Here is a 19,869-nt window from a genome sequence, read left to right on the forward strand (position 1 = left end):
ACGTGACCCGACGGGCACGCGACGGGACAACCGATCTTATAAGGGGAAACCGCTCCTCGCCCCGGACATGCAACTGGAAGCCTACTGGGGCGTCGGGCCGAAGACGCGCGAGCGGCTCGAAGCGGAGCTGGGTGCCGAACGGGCCATCGAGGCGATCGAGTCGGCGGACATCGGTGCCCTCGTCGACGCGGGGCTCCCCCGGGGGCGCGTGGTGCGGATCCTGCGGCGCGCGAACGCCGACGGCGACGTCGATCGGTTCGGCACCTCCGACGCCCGGGACGTCTACGACGACCTGCTGTCGCTTGCAGCGTCGTACGCCCTGACCGAACGGGCGGGCGACCGGATCCGCGTAATGACGCCACTTGCGAGCGCCGACGCCCGGCGCGACCGACTCGAGACCGTCGCGGCGGCGCGTGACGCCTGGGTCGGGCTGGACGGGACGGCCCGCAACCGGGTCGAGGAGGCCTTTTCCGCCTACGACGACGCCGGCGCCACCGACCGGGCGGCCGTCCGTGCGGCGCTTTCGCTTCGGCACGCCGGCTTCCAGGGGCGGACGTTCGAGGCGCTCGCCGAACTCGACGAAGGAAAACTCGGCGACGCCGCCGACGCGCTCGGGGCCGTCAGGCTGTCCGACTCTGTCCCGTCAGGGACGTCGATCGCCGACGCCGATCCCGAATCGCTCGAGGTGCAGTCGGGAACCGACGACCGCCTCGATCGGCTGCGGGAGGAATTGGATGCGGTCGAGGAGCTGGAGAACGCCGCGTTCGACGTGATTGAGACAGTGCGCGAGCGAGGAGCGCGCGATCTGGAAGCGTTTCAAAGCGGGGTAGTCGAATACGTCGCCAGCGAAACGGGCCTTTCAACAGGAGAAATCAGGTCCGCCGCACCCGATGACGCTGTCGACGCCTCCGATTACGTGAGCCGGACGCTCCGGGAACTGGTCGATCACCAGCGCGAACGCGTCACGGAACGGGAACGCGAAATCGCCGCAACGCTGCAGGATGACGTAGCCGCGGCGGGTGAGGACGTCGACGCCGCGATCGCGGCGGTCGATGACATCGCCTTCGCGCTCTCGCTGGGGCGGTTCGCGGCCGCACACGACCTCCGAGAGCCGACGCTGGTCGACGAGGCGGTCCTTGCGGTCTCGAACGCACGGAACCTTTTTCTCTCGGGTGAGGTCCAACCCGTCACGTACGCAATCGGGACGCACGACCTCGGGGAGTCCGGGGGAACTGGCGCGGAGGCCCCGCCGTCCGGGGATCGGGTCGCCGTCCTCACCGGTGCCAACTCCGGCGGGAAGACGACGCTTCTGGAGACGCTGTGTCAGGTGACGCTGCTTGCCGACATGGGGCTCCCGGTACCGGCCGAGCAGGCGACGGTCGGGCGCTTCGACACCGTCGTCTTCCATCGCCGGCATGCATCCTTCAACGCGGGCGTGCTGGAGTCGACACTCAAAAGCATCGTCCCACCGCTGTCGGACAACGATCGCACGCTGATGCTCGTCGACGAGTTCGAGGCGATCACCGAACCCGGACGGGCCGCGGACCTTTTGAACGGCCTGGTCGAGCTCACTGTGTCCCGTGACGCGCTCGGAGTGTACGTTACTCACCTCGCAGACGACCTCAGCCCACTTCCCGAGGCCGCACGCGTCGACGGAATCTTCGCCCGGGGACTGACGCCGGACCTCGAACTCGAGGTGGACTACCAGCCCCAGTTCGGAACGATCGGCAAGTCGACCCCGGAGTTCATCGTCTCGCGGCTGGTTGCGAACGCCCGTGATCGGGCCGCACGACAGGGATTCGAGAAACTCGCCGAAGCCGTCGGCGAGGAGGCAGTCCAGCGCACGCTGTCGGATGCGCGGTGGGAGGGATAAAATCGACGTCGAAACCGGAGTCGACCGCGCTATTCGTCGCCGGTTGCGCCGTCGAGCACGATCGTCACCGTCTCGTCTTCGTCCTCTTCGAGGGTGACGGTTTCCTCGACAGGTTCGAACTCGTCTTCGAGGCTCTCAACTGTGATCCTGTACTCGCCTTCGTAGATGAGGCTCGCCCCGGAGAGTTCGCCGCCCTGAATGTCGTGCTGGAAGGTGGCGCTGAAGTTTTCCTCGAGGCTTTCGATCGTGACGACCACGCCCGTCGAGACCGGTTCCCCGTCCTCGTTTTCGAGCTGGACGGTGAGGTCGCCGGGATTATCGAGATCGAACTCGTGGTCGTCCCCGGCGTCATCGCCGTTTTCGTCGCCTGTACAGCCGGCGAGACCGGCAACACTGAGGGCAGCGATGCTTGCACCGAAGCGTCGGCGGGACACTGATTGGAGGTTCACGTCCGGAGCAAATCGATCGTCACTGATGAACGTTCAGATTTGTCGGCTCATCGTTCGATGGTAACTGAACCCAACCGTTGGTCGTGATCGAGTAACACGATAGGCCGACGGTGCTGCCATTCCCTCCTCGAACTGACTGGTTCCGGATCGATCCGGAAGCACACCTATTTATACGCTCACCTGCCGAGAGCCCGGATATGGAGTGGACCCGCGAGTGGCTGTCGGTGCGTGCGGCAGTACTGCTCACGTTCCTCGTGGGGGTGCTGTCGATCGTCGTTGGGCTCGTTCACATCGCTACCGGCGGTGTCGAGGGCCCGCTCGTGGAGTACGTGCCCCCGATCGTCCGACAGACGGTCGGCTTTACCGGCACCATTACCGGCTTCGTGATGCTGCTGGGAGCGTTTGCCCTCGCCCGCGGCTACCGGCTCGGCTGGTACGCGACGATCGTGTTGCTCCCGGTGACGGCCGCCCAGGGACTGTTACAGACGTCGCCGTTCGCCTATCCACTTGTTGTACTGTCAGCGCTTGCTGTCCCTGCACTCGTGTACAACCGCCGTCGGTTCAGACGGCCGTTTACTCCCTCGCCAACCCAGCTTGCGGCGGCGACGGCGCTCGTGACGGCGCTTCTGTACGGCACACTGGGCTCGTATGCGTTGCGCGACGAGTTCGAGGGAATCGTCACTATCACCGACGCGTTCTACTACACGGTCGTCACCGCGAGCACCGTCGGCTATGGCGACGTCCACGCGACGACGGAAATCAGCCGGCTGTTCAGCCTCTCTGTGTTGATCTTGAACGTTTCGGCGTTTGCAGTCGCCCTCGGTGTCCTGCTTACGCCCGCCATCGAAGCGCAACTCTCGAAAGCACTTGGAAGAATGACAGAAACACAGTTCGAACTCCTGGAAGATCACGTCCTCGTGCTCGGATACGGGGAACTGACGGAACCGATACTCGAAGAACTCGCCGACGCGGACGACATCGAGTTCGTCGTCGTTACGCCCGAAGAGAACCGCACCCGGCAACTCTCCGCACGGGATATCTCGGTGTTGACCGCGGATCCGAGCGACGAGGAGCCGCTACAGCAGGTACGGATCGGGACCGCCAGGGCTGTGTTGGTGGCGACGAACAACGACGCCGAGGACGCGCTCGCGATCCTCACCGCCCGGCAGCTCAACCCAGAGGTGCGGATCGTCGCTGCGGCGACACAGCGGGAGAACGTCGACAAACTCCGCCGGGCCGGCGCGGACGAGGTGTTGAGCCCCGCCGCAATCGGCGGTCATCTCCTCGTGGAGTCGGCGCTCGGCACCGACGACACGGAACGACTGGTCGCCGATATTCTCGGTGACTCTGTCGAACCGGACAGTTCTGAATAGTCACAACTCGGTCGCGGCCTCGAGCGTGAGCCGGATCGCACGTTCGACGTTGTCCTTGGCCTTTTCGGGGAGCTCCTCGCCGTCAGTCGCTCCCTTTTGAGTCCCCTCGACGAGGTTGCCGTCGACGGTGCAGATCGCGCCCGCAGCGAGTCCCTTCCTGCGGGCGAGAGAGAACACTGCCGCCGCTTCCATCTCGATCGCGAGCAGGCCGGCGTTCTCCCAATCGTCGACGAAGTCGTCGGACTCGTTGTAGAAGGCGTCGTCGGAGACGATCGGCCCGACGTGGACGTCTTCGTCGTTCGCCTCCGCCGCGTCGACCAGCGCCGTGAGCGCGTCGTAATCGGGTACTGCCGGATACACCGCCGACTCGTAGCGCTTGCTGGTGCCCTCCTCCTTGGCGGCGCCGGTGGCGACCACCATGTCGCCGATTTCGATGCCCTCCTGGAGGGCGCCCGTGGTGCCACACCGGAGGAACGTCTCGACGCCGACCCTGGAGAGTTCCTCGAGGGCGATGGCGGCGGAGGGACAGCCGATCCCGGTCGAACAGATCGTCACCGGACGGCCCTCGTAGGTGGCGTTGACGACCTTGTACTCCCGATTCTGTGAGATCTCTTCGACGTTTTCACACTGTCTTGCGATCCGATCGACGCGCCCCGGATCGCCGGGAATGATGGCGAGGTCGGTTACGTCGCCCTCCTCGACGAGCAGGTGCGGCTGTTTGGCCATACGTGGGACTCGCCCGTGTCGACCAAAAACCTGTGCGATACGCAGTCACCGTCCGGAGCGAACCGAGGCGGTTCACACGAGCACGCGCTCGAGATCGACGACTGTTCCCTGCTCCGCGTCGGGGTCGCCGACAGGACGGCCGAGACACACTGCGGTCCCTTCCGGCGTGAAACACGCCACGAGAGGTGCGTCGTCGGGACCGGCGTCCAGGGCCGCGTATATCTCCTCGTCCGCGGAGATCACCCCCGGTGCGTACACCGGTGCGCCGTTGGCGACCTCCCTGGCGGCGGATTCGGCGATCGTCACGGTCGGGAGATGCGAGATCGCTCGTTCGGCCGGCTGAACGACGGTTCGGAGCTGTTCTGTGTGACCCTCTTTTGCCCACTCCAGTGCGTCCACGAGGTCGTGGAGGGTGATCAGTGAGGCGTCGTCGAACGGGGTGGTTGCGGTCCGGCGGAGGTCGCCCATGTGCGCGCCGGTGCCCAGCGCGAGCCCGAGGTCGTGACACAGCTTCCGAATGTACGTCCCCGACTCACACCGGATCCGGAGGAGGGCACGGCGTTCTCGAGTTTCGAGTACTTCCAGTTCGTACACTTCTCGAACACGCAGGCGGCGGGCGACGGCGCTTTTCCGCGGGGGTTTCTGGTACAGCGGCGCCTCGAAGGAGGCGACGATTCCTTCGAGGTCCGCCGGCGCCGGCCGGTGGAGTTCCAGCACGGCGACGTACTCTTTTCCTCCCTCGAGGAACGCCTGCGCGAGGCGGGTTGCCTCGCCGGTCAACACCGGGAGACAGCCGGTCACTTTCGGATCGAGAGTGCCGGCGTGTGCGGCCTCCGAGATCCTGCCTGCTCTTCCGTCGCCGACATCGTCGGCAGCCGTCGTCAGGTCGCCGACCGCGTCGTCGGCGAGATCCCGAACCCAGGCGGCGACCTGGTGGGCCGACGGCCCGGGTGGTTTATCCAGGTTGACGACGCCGAACCGGAGCAGCTCCGGAAGGCTCCGTTGTTCCGGTGGCGACCGGAGGATCCCGTCTCCGGCTCTCGTTTCGTCGGCGGTGGCGTCCTCGTCGTGCATTGTTCTTCCCTCAAAAGTCGTAGACGACGTTCTCGACCGGGGCCTTCCCCTCGTCGCTGTCTGGATCGTACGAGTCGATGGCCGTCGTCAACATGCCCAGAACCCCCTCCGGGCTCCACCGCGCGGTGTTGTACGCGATGTCGTAGATGGTGAGGTCGTGGATGTCGATGTTGTAATACTCTGCGTAGCGTTTCGCCTCGCTTTTTTCCCTGCGGGCGGTCTCCTGCCGGGCGAGATCGACGGCTTTCTCCTCGCGGTCGGCGATCCGCTCGGCCCGAACCGACAGGGGTGCATCGAGCCACACCTTCAGGTCGGCGTGTTCGCCGGCGAGCCAGCCGGCGAGCCGCGACTCCAGCAGGACGTCGTCCCGTTCGATCGCGATCGATCTGAGTCGGCGGTCCAGCTCCCTGTCGATCGTATCGTCGTCCTCGGCGTGTTCGTTGAACTCCACGGGAGTCATCCCCCGTTCGGCGGCCATCTCCCGGAAGATGTCCCCTCCGGAGACGTGTTCGAGGTCGAACGCGTCCGCCAGGGCGGCGGCGGTCGTGCTCTTGCCGCTGCCCGGCGGACCGGAGACGGTCAGTAACATATCGGTCGTGCGCCCCTCGCGGTAAAAGGCGTTGTCGTTCGTCGGTGCCAGGGGTAGGTCGTTCGTCGGTGCCAGAGGAACGTCGTTCGTCCCTCCTGGCGACAGTGGGGGTAACTTCTTGGCGCCGTCGACAGACGCTAACGCATGGTCGAATTTCGTCGCGTTCCGGAAGCGCGGGCACGCGAGTACGAGGCGATCCTCAGCCACGCCTTCGAAATCGAATCCGGGCCCGCCAGTGGCGACGACGTCGAACGTTCCGACGGCACCTCCGATTCCGAGGACTGGCCACCCGACCTGTACGAGCCCTGGGGGTTGTTCGACGGCGACACGCTCGTCAGCGTCTGTAAACTGTACTACCTGGACGCCTACCTCCACGACGGGTTCGGGACGATCGGCGGGTTGGGCGGCGTCGCCACCCCTCCAGAACACCGCCGGCAAGGGTACGTGCGCCAGTTGTTGCGATCGGTGCTGCGGGAGTACCGCGAGGCGGACGTCGACGCCGTGACGCTGTGGCCCTTTTCAGTCCCGTTCTATCGGAACCACGGCTGGGGGATCGCGAACAAATACACGACTTACGAGCTACCGCCCGAACAGCTCGCGTTCGAAAGCGGGAGGGAGGGAACTGTCCGCCGGCTCGGCGCCGACGACTGGACGCGGCTCCGATCGGTCGAGGTCGCGTTCGGCACCGGCACCGCCCTGTCGCTGCGCCGGTCTGAGCGCTGGTGGCGCGACCGAACGCTGTCGGCCTGGAGCGGCCGCGGGGAGCCATACGTGTACGGATACGAACGGAACGGCGAGCTCCGGGGGTACGTGCTGTACACCGTCGAAAGAAACGACGAAGGTGACCGAACCCTCCGGGTGACCGACCTCGCGCACGCCGACGACGACGCCTATCGAGGACTGCTCGGATTCCTTGCGGATCACGACTCGCAAGTGACGACCGTACAGCTTCCACGCGCCGAGGAGACCGAACTGCTCGACCGCGTTAGGCAGCCGAGCGAGGTCGACTGCACCGTGTCGGTGGGGCCGATGATCAGACTCGCGGACGTCCAGTCTGCGCTGCGGGACTACCCCTGGCCGGCCGGACTCGACGTTCAGTTCACGCTCGGTATCTCGGATCCGCTCGTGGAGCGAAACGACGGGGCCTTCGCGATCGATCTTGCCGAGGACACTGCGTCCGTCCGCGCCATTGACGCCATCGACGACGGCCACGCCGACCCCTCTGCTGTGGCCGGACCGGCGGACGTCGAGATGGACGTTTCCACGCTGTCGCGGCTGTACGTCGGAAGCGTCTCCCTCGGGGATGCAGAGCGGTTCGGCAGCTGTGTGATCCATCGGTCCGAGGTCGAAGATCCGTTGGGGATCGCGTTCCCACCGAGATCCGTGTGTCTCCGCGAGTTCTTCTGAACTCGACGTCGCCCGCACGGTTGTTGCGATCTCTCGTCTGTACACTGTCGAACGACGAAACGTTCAAGAGCAGTCGTTCGATTTACTCGATAGTGATCGATCGACGTCTTCCAGGGGGAGTACCCGTGCTGTCGGAACGGCCGTGGAACGAGTACGTCTGGCTCGTCATCGGGACGCTGATAATCACGGTCGGCGCCGGAACGGCAGGGATCTTCGCGTTCGAGGGGCGGGTGGCGCTCGTCGCGTTCGGGTTCGCCCTGTTTTTCGTCGGCTACCGCGCGTCCCAGTTCGGCGTGTACCGCTGGCCAGAGCGGACGGTTGGCGATGCCGTCCGCGCTACGGTTGCCGGATTCGCGACCGCGAAGGGGGCCGTGCAGTTCGTCGCACTTCTTTTCGGCGCGGTCGGGATCGCCTACGGGGTGACGCTGTTTTCCCAGACGATCATCGAACCGGCGGTTCGAAGCGCGGTGATCGCCGGCCTTACGAGCATCGGCGGATACATGTGTGCACACTTCGGCATGAACGGGAGGCTGTTGTGATGTCGAACGGAAGCGTCGGGACGACGTGTCGGGGGGTATCGAGATGACACAGCAGTCCCAGCGGATCTCGACGGGGGCGGCGGATCCGTTCGTCCTCCCGGAACTGTCCGACCGGCAGTGGATCGGGTTTTTCGCGGGCCTCGCGGCGACCTCCATTGCGCTCTCGTCGGGGTTCATCTGGGCGTACCAGGGGCTTACCGGCAGAGTGTTCCTGGCAGCCTTCGTCGCCTGGGTGGGCTATCTGTGTGCCCACCGAGCGTCGACGGGCCGGTTCGTGGATCCGGCGACGTCCGACGGTACGCTTCCGGACGGCGGCGACGGTGACGGCGACACCGAGATCAGGGACGCGAGCGAAAACGTCATTCCCGAAACGGGGTGGCGACAGATCGGCGTCGTCCTCGGCGTGGCGACGCTGGTTGCGGGAATGGTCGTCGGCGTCTTTTATATCCGTGCCGAGAACCACCTGTTGACGAACGTCGGCGGGATCCTGTTTCTGGGCGGCTACGTCATCGCACACTACGCGGAGACGAACGCATTGCTGTGAGTCGGAGGTCGGCATCAGAACCGAGACAGCACGGGCGTCGTATTCGGCGCCATACTTTTGAGGGCACGGTGTCTCGGCTCTCACGATGACGGCTCCGGGGGGAGATGGAACAGACAGTTCGGGGAACCGCGCGGGCGATGAAGCGGGGGACGTCGCCGATGCCGAGACCGTTGCCGCCGACGCCGACGCTGACCCCGACGGCTGGGGGCCGACCCGCGCGTGGACCCGACCGGGAACGACCCACGTTCCCGGCGACGACGACGGGGAACTACCGTTCGACGATCTCCATTTTCATCGCTACTGTGCCCTCTACCCGTTCACTCCCGAGGACGACGTCAGGATGGTCGACGATTCTGGGACGGAACACGGCTTCGAGATTCGGTATCTCTCCGGTGTCGCGAGAACGGGACTCCGACACACCCCGATGATCGTTCTCGCGGTGACGGTGCTGTTTTTCACCAGCGCGGAACTGGCCCACGGCGTCCAGGGTGTAAGCGCCTTCCTGCCGACGCTCTCGACTGCAGAACTGCTGATCGCAGCCGCGGCAATCGGCCTCTGGGGAGTGTTGATCGGGTTACTCGTCCGGGTCGAGCTACTGACCGTTCGAGAACTGTACAAGGCCGGTGTCGTGTACGGAACGCTCGCGTTCCTCGCGGTCGGCACCGCGGTATCGATCTGGGTCGTACTCTTCGATCACGATGGGACGTACTCGAGGAACATTGTCTTCACCTCCGGGTATCTCCTGTTGCTTCTGCTCGGTGGGCTCCTCGTTTACGACGGCCTCCGTCGGACCGAACACCTGTTCGACCGGCTCGGAAACACGATGGTCGTCGGAAACAAGACATCGTACGAGGAGCGAAAACACGAACTGGCAGATCGGCTCTCACATGCGGTTTCGATCCCGGGAACGGACCTTCAGATTCCCTCTGCGTACCTGTTTTCGGCGGTGTTCGTCTCCCAGATCGCGGTGCTGTGGTGGCTCGGTCTCGGGCCACAGAACCTCGATTACCCGGTCACGCTGGTCGGAAACGTTCTGTTGAACCTCTTTCTCGTGGCCGTGTTCTTCCAGTTCCTGGTACTCATCGGCTGGTTTTACGAACTCGTGAACGACGACCGGGACGGCGACCGGGAACCGGCGTTGACGTATCACCCGTATCATCCGGACGGACACGGTGGCTACCGCGATCTCGGCAAGTTCGCCACGCGCGTGAACCTCCTTTTGATCCTGGCCGGCTTCTACCTCGTCTACCGGCTGTACGTCCAGGGATCCCGCGTGTCGGGGGCGGAGATGGCGCCCGGCTTCGATCCGGCGTTCGGGTCGTTTCTCTGGTTCAGCAGCTTCGTGTTGCCGGTGATCCTGTACGCGATCGCCGCCGGCGCGTGGCTGTACTACTCGTTCTGGCAGCTGCACCTCCGGATGGCCCGCGAGCGGGAGCGACACTACGCCGAACAGACGGGGGGGTCCTTCGGGGGAGACCCTTCCGGTTGGCGGGTTCGTTCGCAAGCGCCGGTGTGGCCCATCGACAACGGACAGCTGTTCAGTCTGGTGTCGGGGACGTTCTTCCCACTGGTGTTCTGGCTGTTCGACGTGTTCTTTTGAGCCGGTAGGCCGTCTCGTGTCGTCAGTGAAGCGTTCCTTCCCGTACTTCCGCGTCGTACGCGAACAGCGCGTAGCCGACGGCTGCTGCACTGTATCCGGTTTCCGCTGCGATCTCTCTGATCGGACCGATCATTTCGACGTAGTCGGCGGCGTCGAACGACTCCTTCCTGCCGTCGAGATACCCCAGCCGGTCGAGTGACGCCCACACCCTGGTGTCGACAACCGCGTGGCGGTCGGGAGAAAGCGCTGCGAGGACACACGAGGCCGTCGGCGCCTTGAAGCCGTACAACCCGGTGAGCAGCTGAATCATCGAAAAGTCGCCGTCGACGTTCCGGACGTTTTCTGTCACCTCCCGGCACCGTTCCGGCGGGTTCCGCTCGACGTGATGTGCGCTCCGGGTCGACGACTCGTAGGCGATATCGTACAGCTGTTCGCGCGTGAGATGCCCCTGATCGCGGTACTGTGCGCCGAACTCGGTGAGCCGGTCGGGTAACACGCCCTGGGTTTCGCCGTACCGGTCGAGGTTTTCGGCGACGAACTCCTCCAGCCGGTCTGTGTCGATTGGATCGTCCATGCGGAACTGATGGATTTCGCCGCCGAAAAACCGACCGACTTCGGTGGTGAGCACGACCGAACGGGTGCACAGATCCGCCGATCGACTCTGGTTTCGGTACCGAGTTGAAGCGGGGTCAGTTCCTCCTGGCGATCCCCTTCGAGGGATCGAGAGAACTAGCCTTCGAGCAGCTCGTCGATCTCTTTGTGGCGGGAGATCTCGACGCCCTCCTCGGTGACGACGGCGACGTTGATGCCGTTACCGGTGGCGGTGTCGCGCTCGAGGGCGCTTTTGATCGCCTTCGCGGCCACTGTTTTCGCCTCCTCCAGTGAGAGGTCGTCGCTGTACTCCCCTTCGAGTACGCCGAGTGCGAACTGACTCCCGGAGCCGGTGACGGTGTACTCCTCTTCGATGACCGAACCGAGCGGGTCGATGCTGTAGACGTGGGGGCCGTCCTCGTCGACGCCGCCCAGGATCGGCTGAACGATGAGGAAGCCGCCGGTACGGAGGAGATTGCCGGTGAGCGTCGACAGCGCCTGCATCGACATGTCCTTGCCACGACGGGCCTCATAGAGGTTCGTCTCGGCGCGGAGGGTAGAGATCAGCGACTGTGCGGCGGAGACGCCGCCGGCGATCGTCAGCGCGGCAGTAGGGTGGATCTGTTCGACCTTCTGGACGTCCTTCGAGGAGACCATCCGCCCCAGGCTCGCGCGCATGTCCGTCGCGAGGACGACTCCCTCGTCGGTTCGGAGACCGACCGTAGTCGTCCCCGTCTTCAGCTCCTTGTCCTCGGCCATTTCGGCCGCCCGGCGCTCGGAGTCGGAGAACTCCCCGAGCTCCGGGCCGAAGACGGACGACTCGTCGACGCCGAGGTCCAACGCTCCTGTCTCGCGGGTCGGGTTACGCATGGACGGTCGTTGCGGCGGAACGCTGATAAAGGCAACCTTTCGAGCCGGTTTCGAACACACCGCTTCGCTGGATCAAACCTGCAGCGAGTACAGCCGCTTGCGTGCGTCGGAAAAGGAAAACCGGGACTCGACGACGTTCTCCTCTTCGAGCCGTGAGAGGGCGTATCGCACCGTGCGGGGTGGCAACAGCGTCTCATCAGCTAGCTGGCTCTGCGTGAGAGTGCCGTTGTAGTCGAGTACTTTCGCGACGAGTTTCGCGCTCGGTGGGAGATCGCGGACGTCCTGCCACCGATCTCTGTCGTCTTCTTCCGGCGAGACCGCTTCGGTAACGCTCATCTGTATCTGCCCGTATGAGATGCCGGATGATAATATTTACTATCCATATTTATGCTTTACAGTAATTAATTGATCCCCCGATTTCTTCGATTCTCGGAGTTCGAACTGCGTGATCGTTGTTGTTGCTTTTCGGCGCTTGCCCCGGCTTTCCACAACGTGAACGCTTTCTCGTGAGAGTCCAACACACCTGTACAGTTATTACCGTGGTTGGTGTAGTCTGAATTAGAGGTATTGAGTCGACGACTACCGGATGCGGAATCCAACTCAACGAAACATGACACAGCAGATCCTCGTTCCGATGGACGACTCGCCGGTGGCGGAGAACGCATTGAAGTATGCGATCGACACCCACCCAGACGCGGAGATCACGGTTCTGTACGTGATCCACCTTGAACCGCTCCCGGGCAAAGGATCGGTGATCACGTTCGACGAACCGATGCTGGAGGGGGCGTACGGCCACGCCGAACAGCTGTTCGAGCGGGCCGGTGAGATCGCGAGCGAGGCCGGTTACAGCGGCGATCTGGAGACCGACACCGCCGAAGGAAAGCCGTCACGGGAGATCATCGAGTACGCGGAGGAACACGGCTTCGACGCGATCGTCATGGGGAGCCACGGCCGCGACGGCACGGCCAGGATCCTTCTGGGCAGCGTCGCCGAGACGGTAGTCCGACGGGCCCCGGTCCCGGTGACGGTCGTTCGGTGACTGTCGTTCGGTGACGCGAACATCGATCGAAGACACGCCCACGTGGGACGGCGACCCCGTTTCGTCACCGGCGAGGTGGGTCGTGACCCGAAGCCTCTTATCCACAACGGCCCTAACCCGCCTCAATGAGCGATACGGTTGAGGACGTCGATCTGCCGTACGACGAAGACGTCTCCTCGAAACAGGAGAAGATCGAGGCGCTTCGCGAACGGCTCGAGGTCCTCGAGTCACAAAACGAGGAAATGCGGGATCAGCTCCTCGATGCGAACGCGGAGAACAACAAGTACCAGCAGAAGCTCGAGCGGCTGACCCACGAGAACAAGAAGCTCAAGCAGTCGCCGCTGTTCGTCGCGACCGTCCAGGAGATCACCGACGAGGGCGTCGTGATCAAACAGCACGGCAACAACCAGGAGGCGCTCACCGAGGTCACCGAGGAGATGCGCTCGGAGCTCGAGCCCGACGCGCGCGTCGCGGTCAACAACTCGCTTTCGATCGTCAAGCGGCTGGACAACGAGACCGACGTCCGGGCACGCGTGATGCAGGTCGAACACAGCCCCGACGTCACCTACGCCGACATCGGCGGGCTCGAAGAGCAGATGCAGGAGGTCCGCGAGACCGTCGAGATGCCGCTCGACCGCCCGGAGATGTTCGAACAGGTCGGGATCCAGCCGCCGTCGGGTGTCCTGCTGTACGGTCCTCCTGGAACGGGCAAGACGATGCTCGCGAAGGCCGTCGCGAACCAGACGGACGCGACGTTCATCAAGATGGCCGGCTCCGAACTGGTCCACAAGTTCATCGGCGAGGGCGCGAAGCTGGTTCGGGACCTGTTCGAAGTGGCCAGGGAAAACGAGCCCGCGGTGCTTTTCATCGACGAGATCGACGCGATCGCCTCCAAGCGGACCGACTCGAAGACCTCCGGCGACGCGGAGGTCCAGCGGACGATGATGCAGCTGCTCTCGGAGATGGACGGCTTCGAGGACCGGGGGGAGGTGCGGATCATCGCCGCCACGAACCGGTTCGACATGCTGGACGAGGCGATCCTCCGGCCCGGCCGGTTCGATCGGCTCATCGAGATCCCCAAACCCGACGAGGCGGGACGCGATATCATCTTCCAGATCCACACCCGGAAGATGAACGTCGACGACGACGTCGACTTCGCCGAACTCGCCGAACGCACCGAGAACGCCTCCGGCGCCGACATCAAGGCGATCTGCACGGAGGCGGGGATGTTCGCGATCCGGGACGACCGCACCGAGATCTACATGCAGGACTTCATCGACGCCCACGAGAAGATCTCTCAGACCGACGGCGACGACCCCGACGAGGCGCTCGCGTTCGCCTGAGTCTCACGATTCGTCACCGTCACTCGAAGGTGTTTCAAAGGCCATTTATCCGGCCGCTCCTCATCGATCCCTATATGGGTGCCCAGGTAGTGGTCGTCGGTTCCGGATACGCCGGAGCCGGAGCCGTAACGGCCTTCGAGGATGCCATTCGCGACGACGAAGCCGAACTGACCTGGATCTCCGACCACGAGTACCATCTCGTGTTACACGAGGTCCACCGCGTCATCCGCGATCCCGATGTCGCACCGAAGATCACGATACCGGTGTCGGAGATCAAGTCAGATGCGACCGACTTCCTGCAGGGGCGTGTCACTGGAATCGACACCGACGAGCGGACGGTCTCGCTCGGCGACGGCCGGCAGATCGCGTACGACTACCTGCTCGTCGGCGTCGGCTCCGGGACGGCGTTTTATGGGATCGAGGGCCTCGAGGAACACTCGTTTACGCTGAAGGGACTCGAGGACGCCAGACGGATCCACCGCGAGGTGACCGAGGCGGGAGAGCGTGCGACACGGGCTGAGCCCGCCCGCGTGATCGTCGGTGGCGCGGGCCTTTCGGGGATACAGACCGCCGGCGAAATCGCGACGTATTGCGACGAAACGCAGTTTCCGATCGAGGTCACGCTCGTGGAGGGGCTCGACGAGGTGTTCCCCGGAAAGGATCCGGAAGTGCAACGGGCGCTCCGTGAGCGTCTCGAAGCGCTCGATGTGGAGATCCGGACGGGGCGGTTCGTCTCGGCTGTCGACGACGACGCGATCAGACTCGACGGCCAAAGCGAGGAGGACGACGGTGAAACGCTTCCGTACGACGTACTCGTCTGGACCGGTGGGGTAACCGGTCAGGACCTGATGGCCGAGGTGAACGTCGAAAAGGACGAACGATCCCGCCGGGTGTACGCCGAGTCCGATTTCCAGACCAGCGACGACCGGGTGTTCGCGATCGGTGACGCGGCTCTGGTCGATCAGGGGGACGGAGAGTTCGCCCCGCCGACGGCACAGGCGGCCTGGCAGGCGGCCGAGGTCGCCGGCGAGAACCTCGCCCGTACCGTTCGCGGCGAGCCCCTGCAAACCTGGAAACATACGGACAAAGGGACCGTCGTTTCGGTCGGCGAGACGGCGGTCGCTCACGACGTTCAGGGCGTCCCGGTGTCGACGTTCGGTGGGGTTCCGGCGAAGGTATTGAAAAAGCTGATCGCCGCCAGGTGGATCTACACCGTCTCCTCGGCGAGGCGGAGCGTGGACGCCTGGCCGGACATGTGAGCATCGCAGCGGCCGATCACTCGAATAGTCGCAGCGTCAATTCGCGTTTCTCAGTGTCCCGCGTTTCTCAGTGTCCCGCGTTTCCGACAGGGGCCCGCATATCGTCGATCCGCAGTATGAGTACGTTCGCCGTGTCGTCCTTCCCGTCGACGGTGCCCTCGATGACGAGCCTCGACAGCGGGGTGGGTCCGACCTTCACCGAGTCGCCCTCGTGGAACTCTCGGATCGATCCCTGGAGCTGGACCTCCGCCCGACACAGCTCCGGATGGTGGACCGAAGAGAGGTTGATCTCTTCCACGTTGGCGTTTTCGACCACCGCTCCTTCGTGCTGCAGCGGCACCGAAGCTGGTTCGTCCATGCGCTGGATCTCCAGTGCCTCGTAGGCGGTTGCAGTCGGTTTATATCCGCCCTTCGGTCCCGGAACTCCCTCCACGAGCTGGAGCGCTTTGAGACTCTGCATCTGGTTGCGGATCGTCCCCGGGTTCCTGTCGACTTCCTCGGCGATCTCTTCACCCTTTACGGCGTCTTCCGACTCTCCATAGAGGTTCACGAGTGCCGAGAGAATAGTTTTCTGACTCGTCGTGAGCTCGATGTCTGCCATACCCTCGATTCGGGAGGGAATAGCTTAAAAGCGGTGGATCAATATATCGTTCCCTAAAGAGGGGGTGTGGGGGGTCAGTCGGTGTTCGTGGGGTCCCGTCGTTCGTCCGTCTGTTTTTCGTCGGCGACGTCGGCGGCCAGTGACTGGCTCGTGCGCTCGTCCGGGTCGCCGTGTCCGCCGCCGCCGGGCGTGCGGACGGTTACCGTCGTTCCAGCTTCGATCTCGACGGTTGTCTTTGCGGGGACTGGGTCGCCGTCGATGGAGTTCTCGCCGGTGGCGCCGTTCCCGCCGCCGGCGACGCCGCTGGGGGCGTACCGTCGCCGTTCCGAGAGCAGCGACACCGTAGCGTCCGACTCGACGGTCACGACCCGCTCGAGGCCGAGCCCGCCGCGGAACCGGCCTACTCCGCCAGAGTCGGGTCGCAGCGCGTATCGTTCGATCCACATCGGATACTCGGTTTCGATCGACTCGACGGGCGTGTTCAGCGTGTTCGTCATCCCCACCTGGACGCCGTCCATCCCGTCCCGATCGCTCCGTGCGCCGAACCCGCCGCCGATCGTCTCGTAGTAGGTGAACGAGCCGTCCCGGGCACCGATCGTCAGGTTGTTCATCGTCCCCTGTCCCTGTGCCGGCACTCGATCGGGGGCAGCCTGGGCGAGTGCGAGGAACGTTACATCGGTGATCCGTTGGCTGGTCTCGACGTTTCCGCCGACGACCGCCGCGGGAGGACGAGGGTTCAAAAGCGAGCCCTCCGGGGCACGAACGGTCACGGGCTCGTAACAGCCGTGATTCGGCGGAATTTCGGGATCCGTGACACATCGGACGACGAAGTAGACTGCGCTTTTGGCGACCGACAGCGGCGCGTTCACGTTTCCCGGAACCTGAGCTGCGGTCCCCCCGAAGTCCACATCGACGCGCGATCCGTCGATCGTGACCGTCGCGTGGATCGGCACGTCCTCGTCGCTTACTCCGTCACCTTCGAGGACGTCCCGCGCTTCGAACTCACCGTCCGGGAGGCCGTCGATCTCGGATTCGACCCGGCTCCGGGAGTAGTCGATGACGGCGTCGAACCCCTCGATAACCTGTCCGGTGCCGTGTTCTTCGAGGAGATCGCCGAGCCGAGTTTCGGCCCGCTGGTTCGCGGCGAGCTGCGCCTGCAGGTCTCCCCGGCGCTCCCCGGCGTTTCGAACGTTCGAGAGCAGAAGTTCCAGGACGTCCGCCACTGGGTCGCCGTCCTCGACGAGCTTCGTCGGCGGGATCCGGAGCCCCTCCTGGTAGATCTCCCGGGCGCCTGCGGGCATGCTCCCCGGCGCCATTCCACCGACGTCGGCGTGATGGGCCCGCGACACCGCATAGCCGATCACGTCCCCCTCGGGTGCGACCGGCGAAACGAGTGTGACGTCCGGGAGATGTGTCCCGCCCGTGAACGGATCGTTGAGCGCGTACACGTCGCCCGGTTCCGGCTCCAGCTTTCGGACCGCCGCCACCGCCTCCGGCATCGCCCCGAGGTGGACCGGAATGTGTTCGGCCTGTGCGACCATCCGACCGTCGGCGTCGAAAAGCGCCGTCGAACAGTCCCGCCGCTCCTTGATGTTTGGCGAGTACGCCCCCCGGATCAGCGTTTGACCCATCTCCTCGGCGACGCTTTCCAGCTGGTTGCGAAACACCTCCAGGGTCACGGGGTCGATCCCGGATTCGGTGGTCCCGCCGCCGAGTTCGCTGGTCTCGTCGGATCGATCGCTCATGTGACCGCCTCCATCCGAAGCGCGCCCTCCTCCGTGACCGTCCCACGCCAGTCGGGCGGAACCACCGTCGTACTCTCGGCCTGCTCGAGGATCGCCGGCCCGTCGACTACGGTCCCCGCAGCGACGGCGCCCCGGTCGAACACGGTCGCGTCGCGCTCGCCACTTTCCGGGAAGTAGGCGGGGCGCGTCCCGAGCACGGGATCCCCCTCGCCCCCGGCGTGTCGGACGGTCGGAGTCTCGCGGGTGACTGTTGCGGTCGTCCGGAGCGTGACGCCCTCGACGGTCTCCTCGAGCGCGTAGCCGTAGGCTGTCTCGTGGGCCTCGTGGAACCGGTCTGTGACCATCTCGGGATCGAACGTCTCTCCGACGGGAACGGTGAGCTCGAAACTCTGGCCGGAGTACCGACAGTCGATCGCGCGTTCTAACCGTGCACGATCCGGATTCGAAACGTCCGCAAGCGCCTCCTCACGGAGCTCCTCGTAGACGCTTTCGATCCGATCGGCGTCGGCGTCCACGATCTCGGTTTTGATGGTTCTCGCCGCGTCGTGGCTCTCGTCGGCCGCAAGCAGGCCGAACGCCGAGAGCACGCCGGCAGGCTTTGGGACAGTCACCCGTTCGATGTCGAGAGCGTCCGCCAGGGCGGCGGCGTGCATCGGACCCGCGCCGCCGAAGGCGACCAGCCCGAAGCGTCGGGGATCGTGCCCGCGCTCGACGGTCACTGCGCGAATCGCCCGGGTCATCGTCGCGTTCGCGACCCGATAGACGCCGCGTGCCGCCTCTCTGGCGTCGGGGAGTCCCGCCCGGTCGGCGAGTTCCGAAAGCGCTGCCTTCGCCGCATCGACGTCGAGGGTGAGCTCCCCGCCCAGCGCCGTTTCGGGGCCGACGTAGCCGAGCACGACGTTCGCGTCGGTCACCGTCGGTTCCGATCCCCCGCGGCCGTAGCAGGCGGGACCCGGATTCGCGCCGGCGGAACGTGGACCCACCCGGAGTGCCCCGCCCTCGTCGACCCAGGCGATCGATCCACCGCCTGCACCGACTGTGTTCACGTCGACCATCGGGGTTCGGATCGGGATCCCGTCGATCTCAGCGTCGGTCGTCCGTTCGGCGGAGCCGTCCCGGACGAGGCTCACGTCAGTAGAGGTACCGCCCATGTCGAAGGTGACCAGGCCGTCGCACTCTGCGGTGGCGGCCGCGCCGACCACTCCCGCCGCGGGGCCGGAAAGCACCGTCGTCACCGCGTGGTTCCTGACGGTCTCGGCGTCGGCGATCCCCCCGTTTGCCTGCATTATCTGTGGGGAGGGGAGTCCCGCCGCCGTCGCCCGTTCGGTGAGTCGTCCCACGTAGCCGTCGATCGCCGGCCGCACGTAGGCGTCGACGGCGGTCGTGGCGGTCCGCTCGAACTCTCGAAACTCTGCGAGCACCTCGTGGGAGACCGACACCGAAACCTCGAGTTCCGCACGGAGGATCCGCGCGATCTCCCGTTCGTTTTCTGGATGTGCGTACGCGTGCAGAAGGCAGACGGCGACGCTTTCTGCGCCCGCATCGTCGATCCGGGCGGCGACGTCGCGAACTTCGTCGGCGTCGACCGGACGCTCGATTCCCTCGGCGGTCGCCCGTTCGTCGATTTCGAACCGTCGCCTGCGGGGCACGATCGGGGTCGGCTTTTCGACGTCGAGATCGTACAGAGAGGGTCGGTCTTGCCGTCCGATCTCCAGGACGTCTCGGAACCCCGCGGTCGTCACGAGCGCCGTCCTCGCCCCGTCTCGCTCGAGCAGCGCGTTCACCGAGACCGTCATCGCGTGGACGAACTCTTCGACAGTACCGGGTTCGATCCCTCCCTCTTTGCACGCCTTCCGGATCCCGTCGAGGACGCCGGCGCTTTGATCGTCGGTCGTCGGAACCTTCGCCGTCACGAGCTGTCCCTCGACGAGCAACGCCACGTCCGTGAACGTGCCGCCGACGTCGACGCCGACTGCGGTCGTTGTTTCGGTCATATCACGCAATTAGCCGGACGTTACCCGATACAGTTCCACGAACGTCGTCATATTTCACTCGTCCCTCGAAGTTCCGCTTGCCGTTGTGAGGGGAATGTTCGACCGTCGTCACCGACCGGTTCCGAGTCACAATTTATCGTGCACCGATACAGTCGCACCCTACATATAGGTCCCACTTGATCCCCCACTCGCGACATAGGCTAAACAAGTGAAGTTGATGTAATACAAAACATTTTTAGTATCGATATCTGTC

The 19,869-nt window shown here is 64.7% G+C and carries 19 protein-coding genes; 9 read left to right on the forward strand and 10 right to left on the reverse strand.

The window, feature by feature from the left end; translation table 11 throughout:
- The first annotated feature begins 67 nt into the window (after positions 1–67).
- Entirely contained in the window at positions 68–1,873 is a 1,806-nt protein-coding gene (locus AArcCO_RS05955) for a MutS-related protein (protein WP_259535621.1), read from the forward strand.
- A 29-nt stretch (positions 1,874–1,902) separates the two neighbouring features.
- Here the strand turns inward: AArcCO_RS05955 and AArcCO_RS05960 are convergent, their stop codons facing one another.
- Positions 1,903–2,322 (reverse strand): hypothetical protein, encoded by a 420-nt coding sequence (locus AArcCO_RS05960; RefSeq protein ID WP_259535623.1) that lies wholly within the window; start codon positions 2,320–2,322, stop codon positions 1,903–1,905.
- Between the two features lie 197 nt (positions 2,323–2,519).
- Here AArcCO_RS05960 and AArcCO_RS05965 point away from each other — a divergent pair, with 197 nt between their 5' ends.
- The gene (locus AArcCO_RS05965; protein WP_259535624.1) at positions 2,520–3,695 is read left to right on the forward strand and encodes an NAD-binding protein; all 1,176 of its coding nucleotides are present in this window, start codon (positions 2,520–2,522) and stop codon (positions 3,693–3,695) included.
- Here AArcCO_RS05965 and AArcCO_RS05970 read toward each other — a convergent pair whose 3' ends face one another.
- The 3 genes from AArcCO_RS05970 to cmk form a co-directional block, all read right to left on the reverse strand.
- Positions 3,696–4,421 (reverse strand): guanosine phosphorylase, encoded by a 726-nt coding sequence (locus tag AArcCO_RS05970; protein WP_259535626.1) that lies wholly within the window; start codon positions 4,419–4,421, stop codon positions 3,696–3,698.
- Positions 4,422–4,493: 72 nt separating this feature from the next.
- Positions 4,494–5,495: an RNA-guided pseudouridylation complex pseudouridine synthase subunit Cbf5 gene (locus AArcCO_RS05975; RefSeq protein ID WP_345780878.1), complete on the reverse strand. Its 1,002-nt coding sequence runs from the start codon at positions 5,493–5,495 to the stop codon at positions 4,494–4,496.
- Between the two features lie 10 nt (positions 5,496–5,505).
- Complete coding sequence (gene cmk, locus AArcCO_RS05980) at positions 5,506–6,084, reverse strand: (d)CMP kinase (RefSeq protein ID WP_259535628.1); 579 nt, start codon at positions 6,082–6,084, stop codon at positions 5,506–5,508.
- A gap of 144 nt (positions 6,085–6,228) precedes the next feature.
- On the opposite strand from cmk, the gene AArcCO_RS05985 reads away from it, so the two are divergent.
- The 4 genes from AArcCO_RS05985 to AArcCO_RS06000 all read left to right on the forward strand — a co-directional run bounded on the left by AArcCO_RS05985 (position 6,229) and on the right by AArcCO_RS06000 (position 10,174).
- Positions 6,229–7,491 (forward strand): GNAT family N-acetyltransferase, encoded by a 1,263-nt coding sequence (locus tag AArcCO_RS05985; RefSeq protein WP_259535630.1) that lies wholly within the window; start codon positions 6,229–6,231, stop codon positions 7,489–7,491.
- A 92-nt stretch (positions 7,492–7,583) separates the two neighbouring features.
- Complete coding sequence (locus AArcCO_RS05990) at positions 7,584–8,030, forward strand: hypothetical protein (protein WP_259535632.1); 447 nt, start codon at positions 7,584–7,586, stop codon at positions 8,028–8,030.
- 43 nt (positions 8,031–8,073) lie between these two features.
- Entirely contained in the window at positions 8,074–8,574 is a 501-nt protein-coding gene (locus AArcCO_RS05995) for a hypothetical protein (RefSeq protein WP_259535634.1), read from the forward strand.
- An 85-nt stretch (positions 8,575–8,659) separates the two neighbouring features.
- Positions 8,660–10,174, forward strand: a complete 1,515-nt coding sequence (locus AArcCO_RS06000) for a hypothetical protein (protein ID WP_259535636.1) — start codon at positions 8,660–8,662, stop codon at positions 10,172–10,174.
- Positions 10,175–10,196: 22 nt separating this feature from the next.
- Here the strand turns inward: AArcCO_RS06000 and AArcCO_RS06005 are convergent, their stop codons facing one another.
- From AArcCO_RS06005 to AArcCO_RS06015, 3 genes are all read right to left on the reverse strand, one after another.
- Positions 10,197–10,748 (reverse strand): hypothetical protein, encoded by a 552-nt coding sequence (locus tag AArcCO_RS06005; RefSeq protein ID WP_259535638.1) that lies wholly within the window; start codon positions 10,746–10,748, stop codon positions 10,197–10,199.
- A 155-nt stretch (positions 10,749–10,903) separates the two neighbouring features.
- A complete protein-coding gene (psmB, locus tag AArcCO_RS06010) occupies positions 10,904–11,635 on the reverse strand; it encodes an archaeal proteasome endopeptidase complex subunit beta (RefSeq protein ID WP_259535640.1) in 732 nt (243 codons plus the stop codon).
- 72 nt (positions 11,636–11,707) lie between these two features.
- Positions 11,708–11,971 (reverse strand): MarR family transcriptional regulator, encoded by a 264-nt coding sequence (locus tag AArcCO_RS06015; protein WP_259535642.1) that lies wholly within the window; start codon positions 11,969–11,971, stop codon positions 11,708–11,710.
- Between the two features lie 274 nt (positions 11,972–12,245).
- On the opposite strand from AArcCO_RS06015, the gene AArcCO_RS06020 reads away from it, so the two are divergent.
- From AArcCO_RS06020 to AArcCO_RS06030, 3 genes are all read left to right on the forward strand, one after another.
- Positions 12,246–12,674, forward strand: coding sequence for a universal stress protein (locus AArcCO_RS06020; RefSeq protein ID WP_259535644.1), 429 nt, complete (start codon positions 12,246–12,248; stop codon positions 12,672–12,674).
- Positions 12,675–12,799: 125 nt separating this feature from the next.
- Positions 12,800–14,017 carry a proteasome-activating nucleotidase Pan1 gene (locus AArcCO_RS06025; protein ID WP_259535646.1) on the forward strand — a complete coding sequence of 406 codons (1,218 nt, stop codon included), beginning with the start codon at positions 12,800–12,802 and terminating at the stop codon, positions 14,015–14,017.
- Positions 14,018–14,091: 74 nt separating this feature from the next.
- Entirely contained in the window at positions 14,092–15,276 is a 1,185-nt protein-coding gene (locus AArcCO_RS06030; protein ID WP_259535647.1) for an NAD(P)/FAD-dependent oxidoreductase, read from the forward strand.
- A gap of 67 nt (positions 15,277–15,343) precedes the next feature.
- On the opposite strand, the gene AArcCO_RS06035 is transcribed toward AArcCO_RS06030, so the two are convergent.
- The 3 genes from AArcCO_RS06035 to AArcCO_RS06045 all read right to left on the reverse strand — a co-directional run bounded on the left by AArcCO_RS06035 (position 15,344) and on the right by AArcCO_RS06045 (position 19,616).
- Positions 15,344–15,877 (reverse strand): Rrf2 family transcriptional regulator, encoded by a 534-nt coding sequence (locus AArcCO_RS06035; RefSeq protein WP_259535649.1) that lies wholly within the window; start codon positions 15,875–15,877, stop codon positions 15,344–15,346.
- Between the two features lie 74 nt (positions 15,878–15,951).
- Complete coding sequence (locus tag AArcCO_RS06040; RefSeq protein WP_259535651.1) at positions 15,952–17,622, reverse strand: hydantoinase B/oxoprolinase family protein; 1,671 nt, start codon at positions 17,620–17,622, stop codon at positions 15,952–15,954.
- Positions 17,619–19,616 carry a hydantoinase/oxoprolinase family protein gene (locus AArcCO_RS06045; protein WP_259535653.1) on the reverse strand — a complete coding sequence of 666 codons (1,998 nt, stop codon included), beginning with the start codon at positions 19,614–19,616 and terminating at the stop codon, positions 17,619–17,621. The genes AArcCO_RS06040 and AArcCO_RS06045 overlap by 4 nt, the downstream gene beginning before the upstream one ends.
- Between the last annotated feature and the right edge of the window lie 253 nt (positions 19,617–19,869).

The sequence above is a fragment of the Halalkaliarchaeum sp. AArc-CO genome, assembly GCF_024972735.1.
Lineage (GTDB): Archaea > Halobacteriota > Halobacteria > Halobacteriales > Haloferacaceae > Halalkaliarchaeum.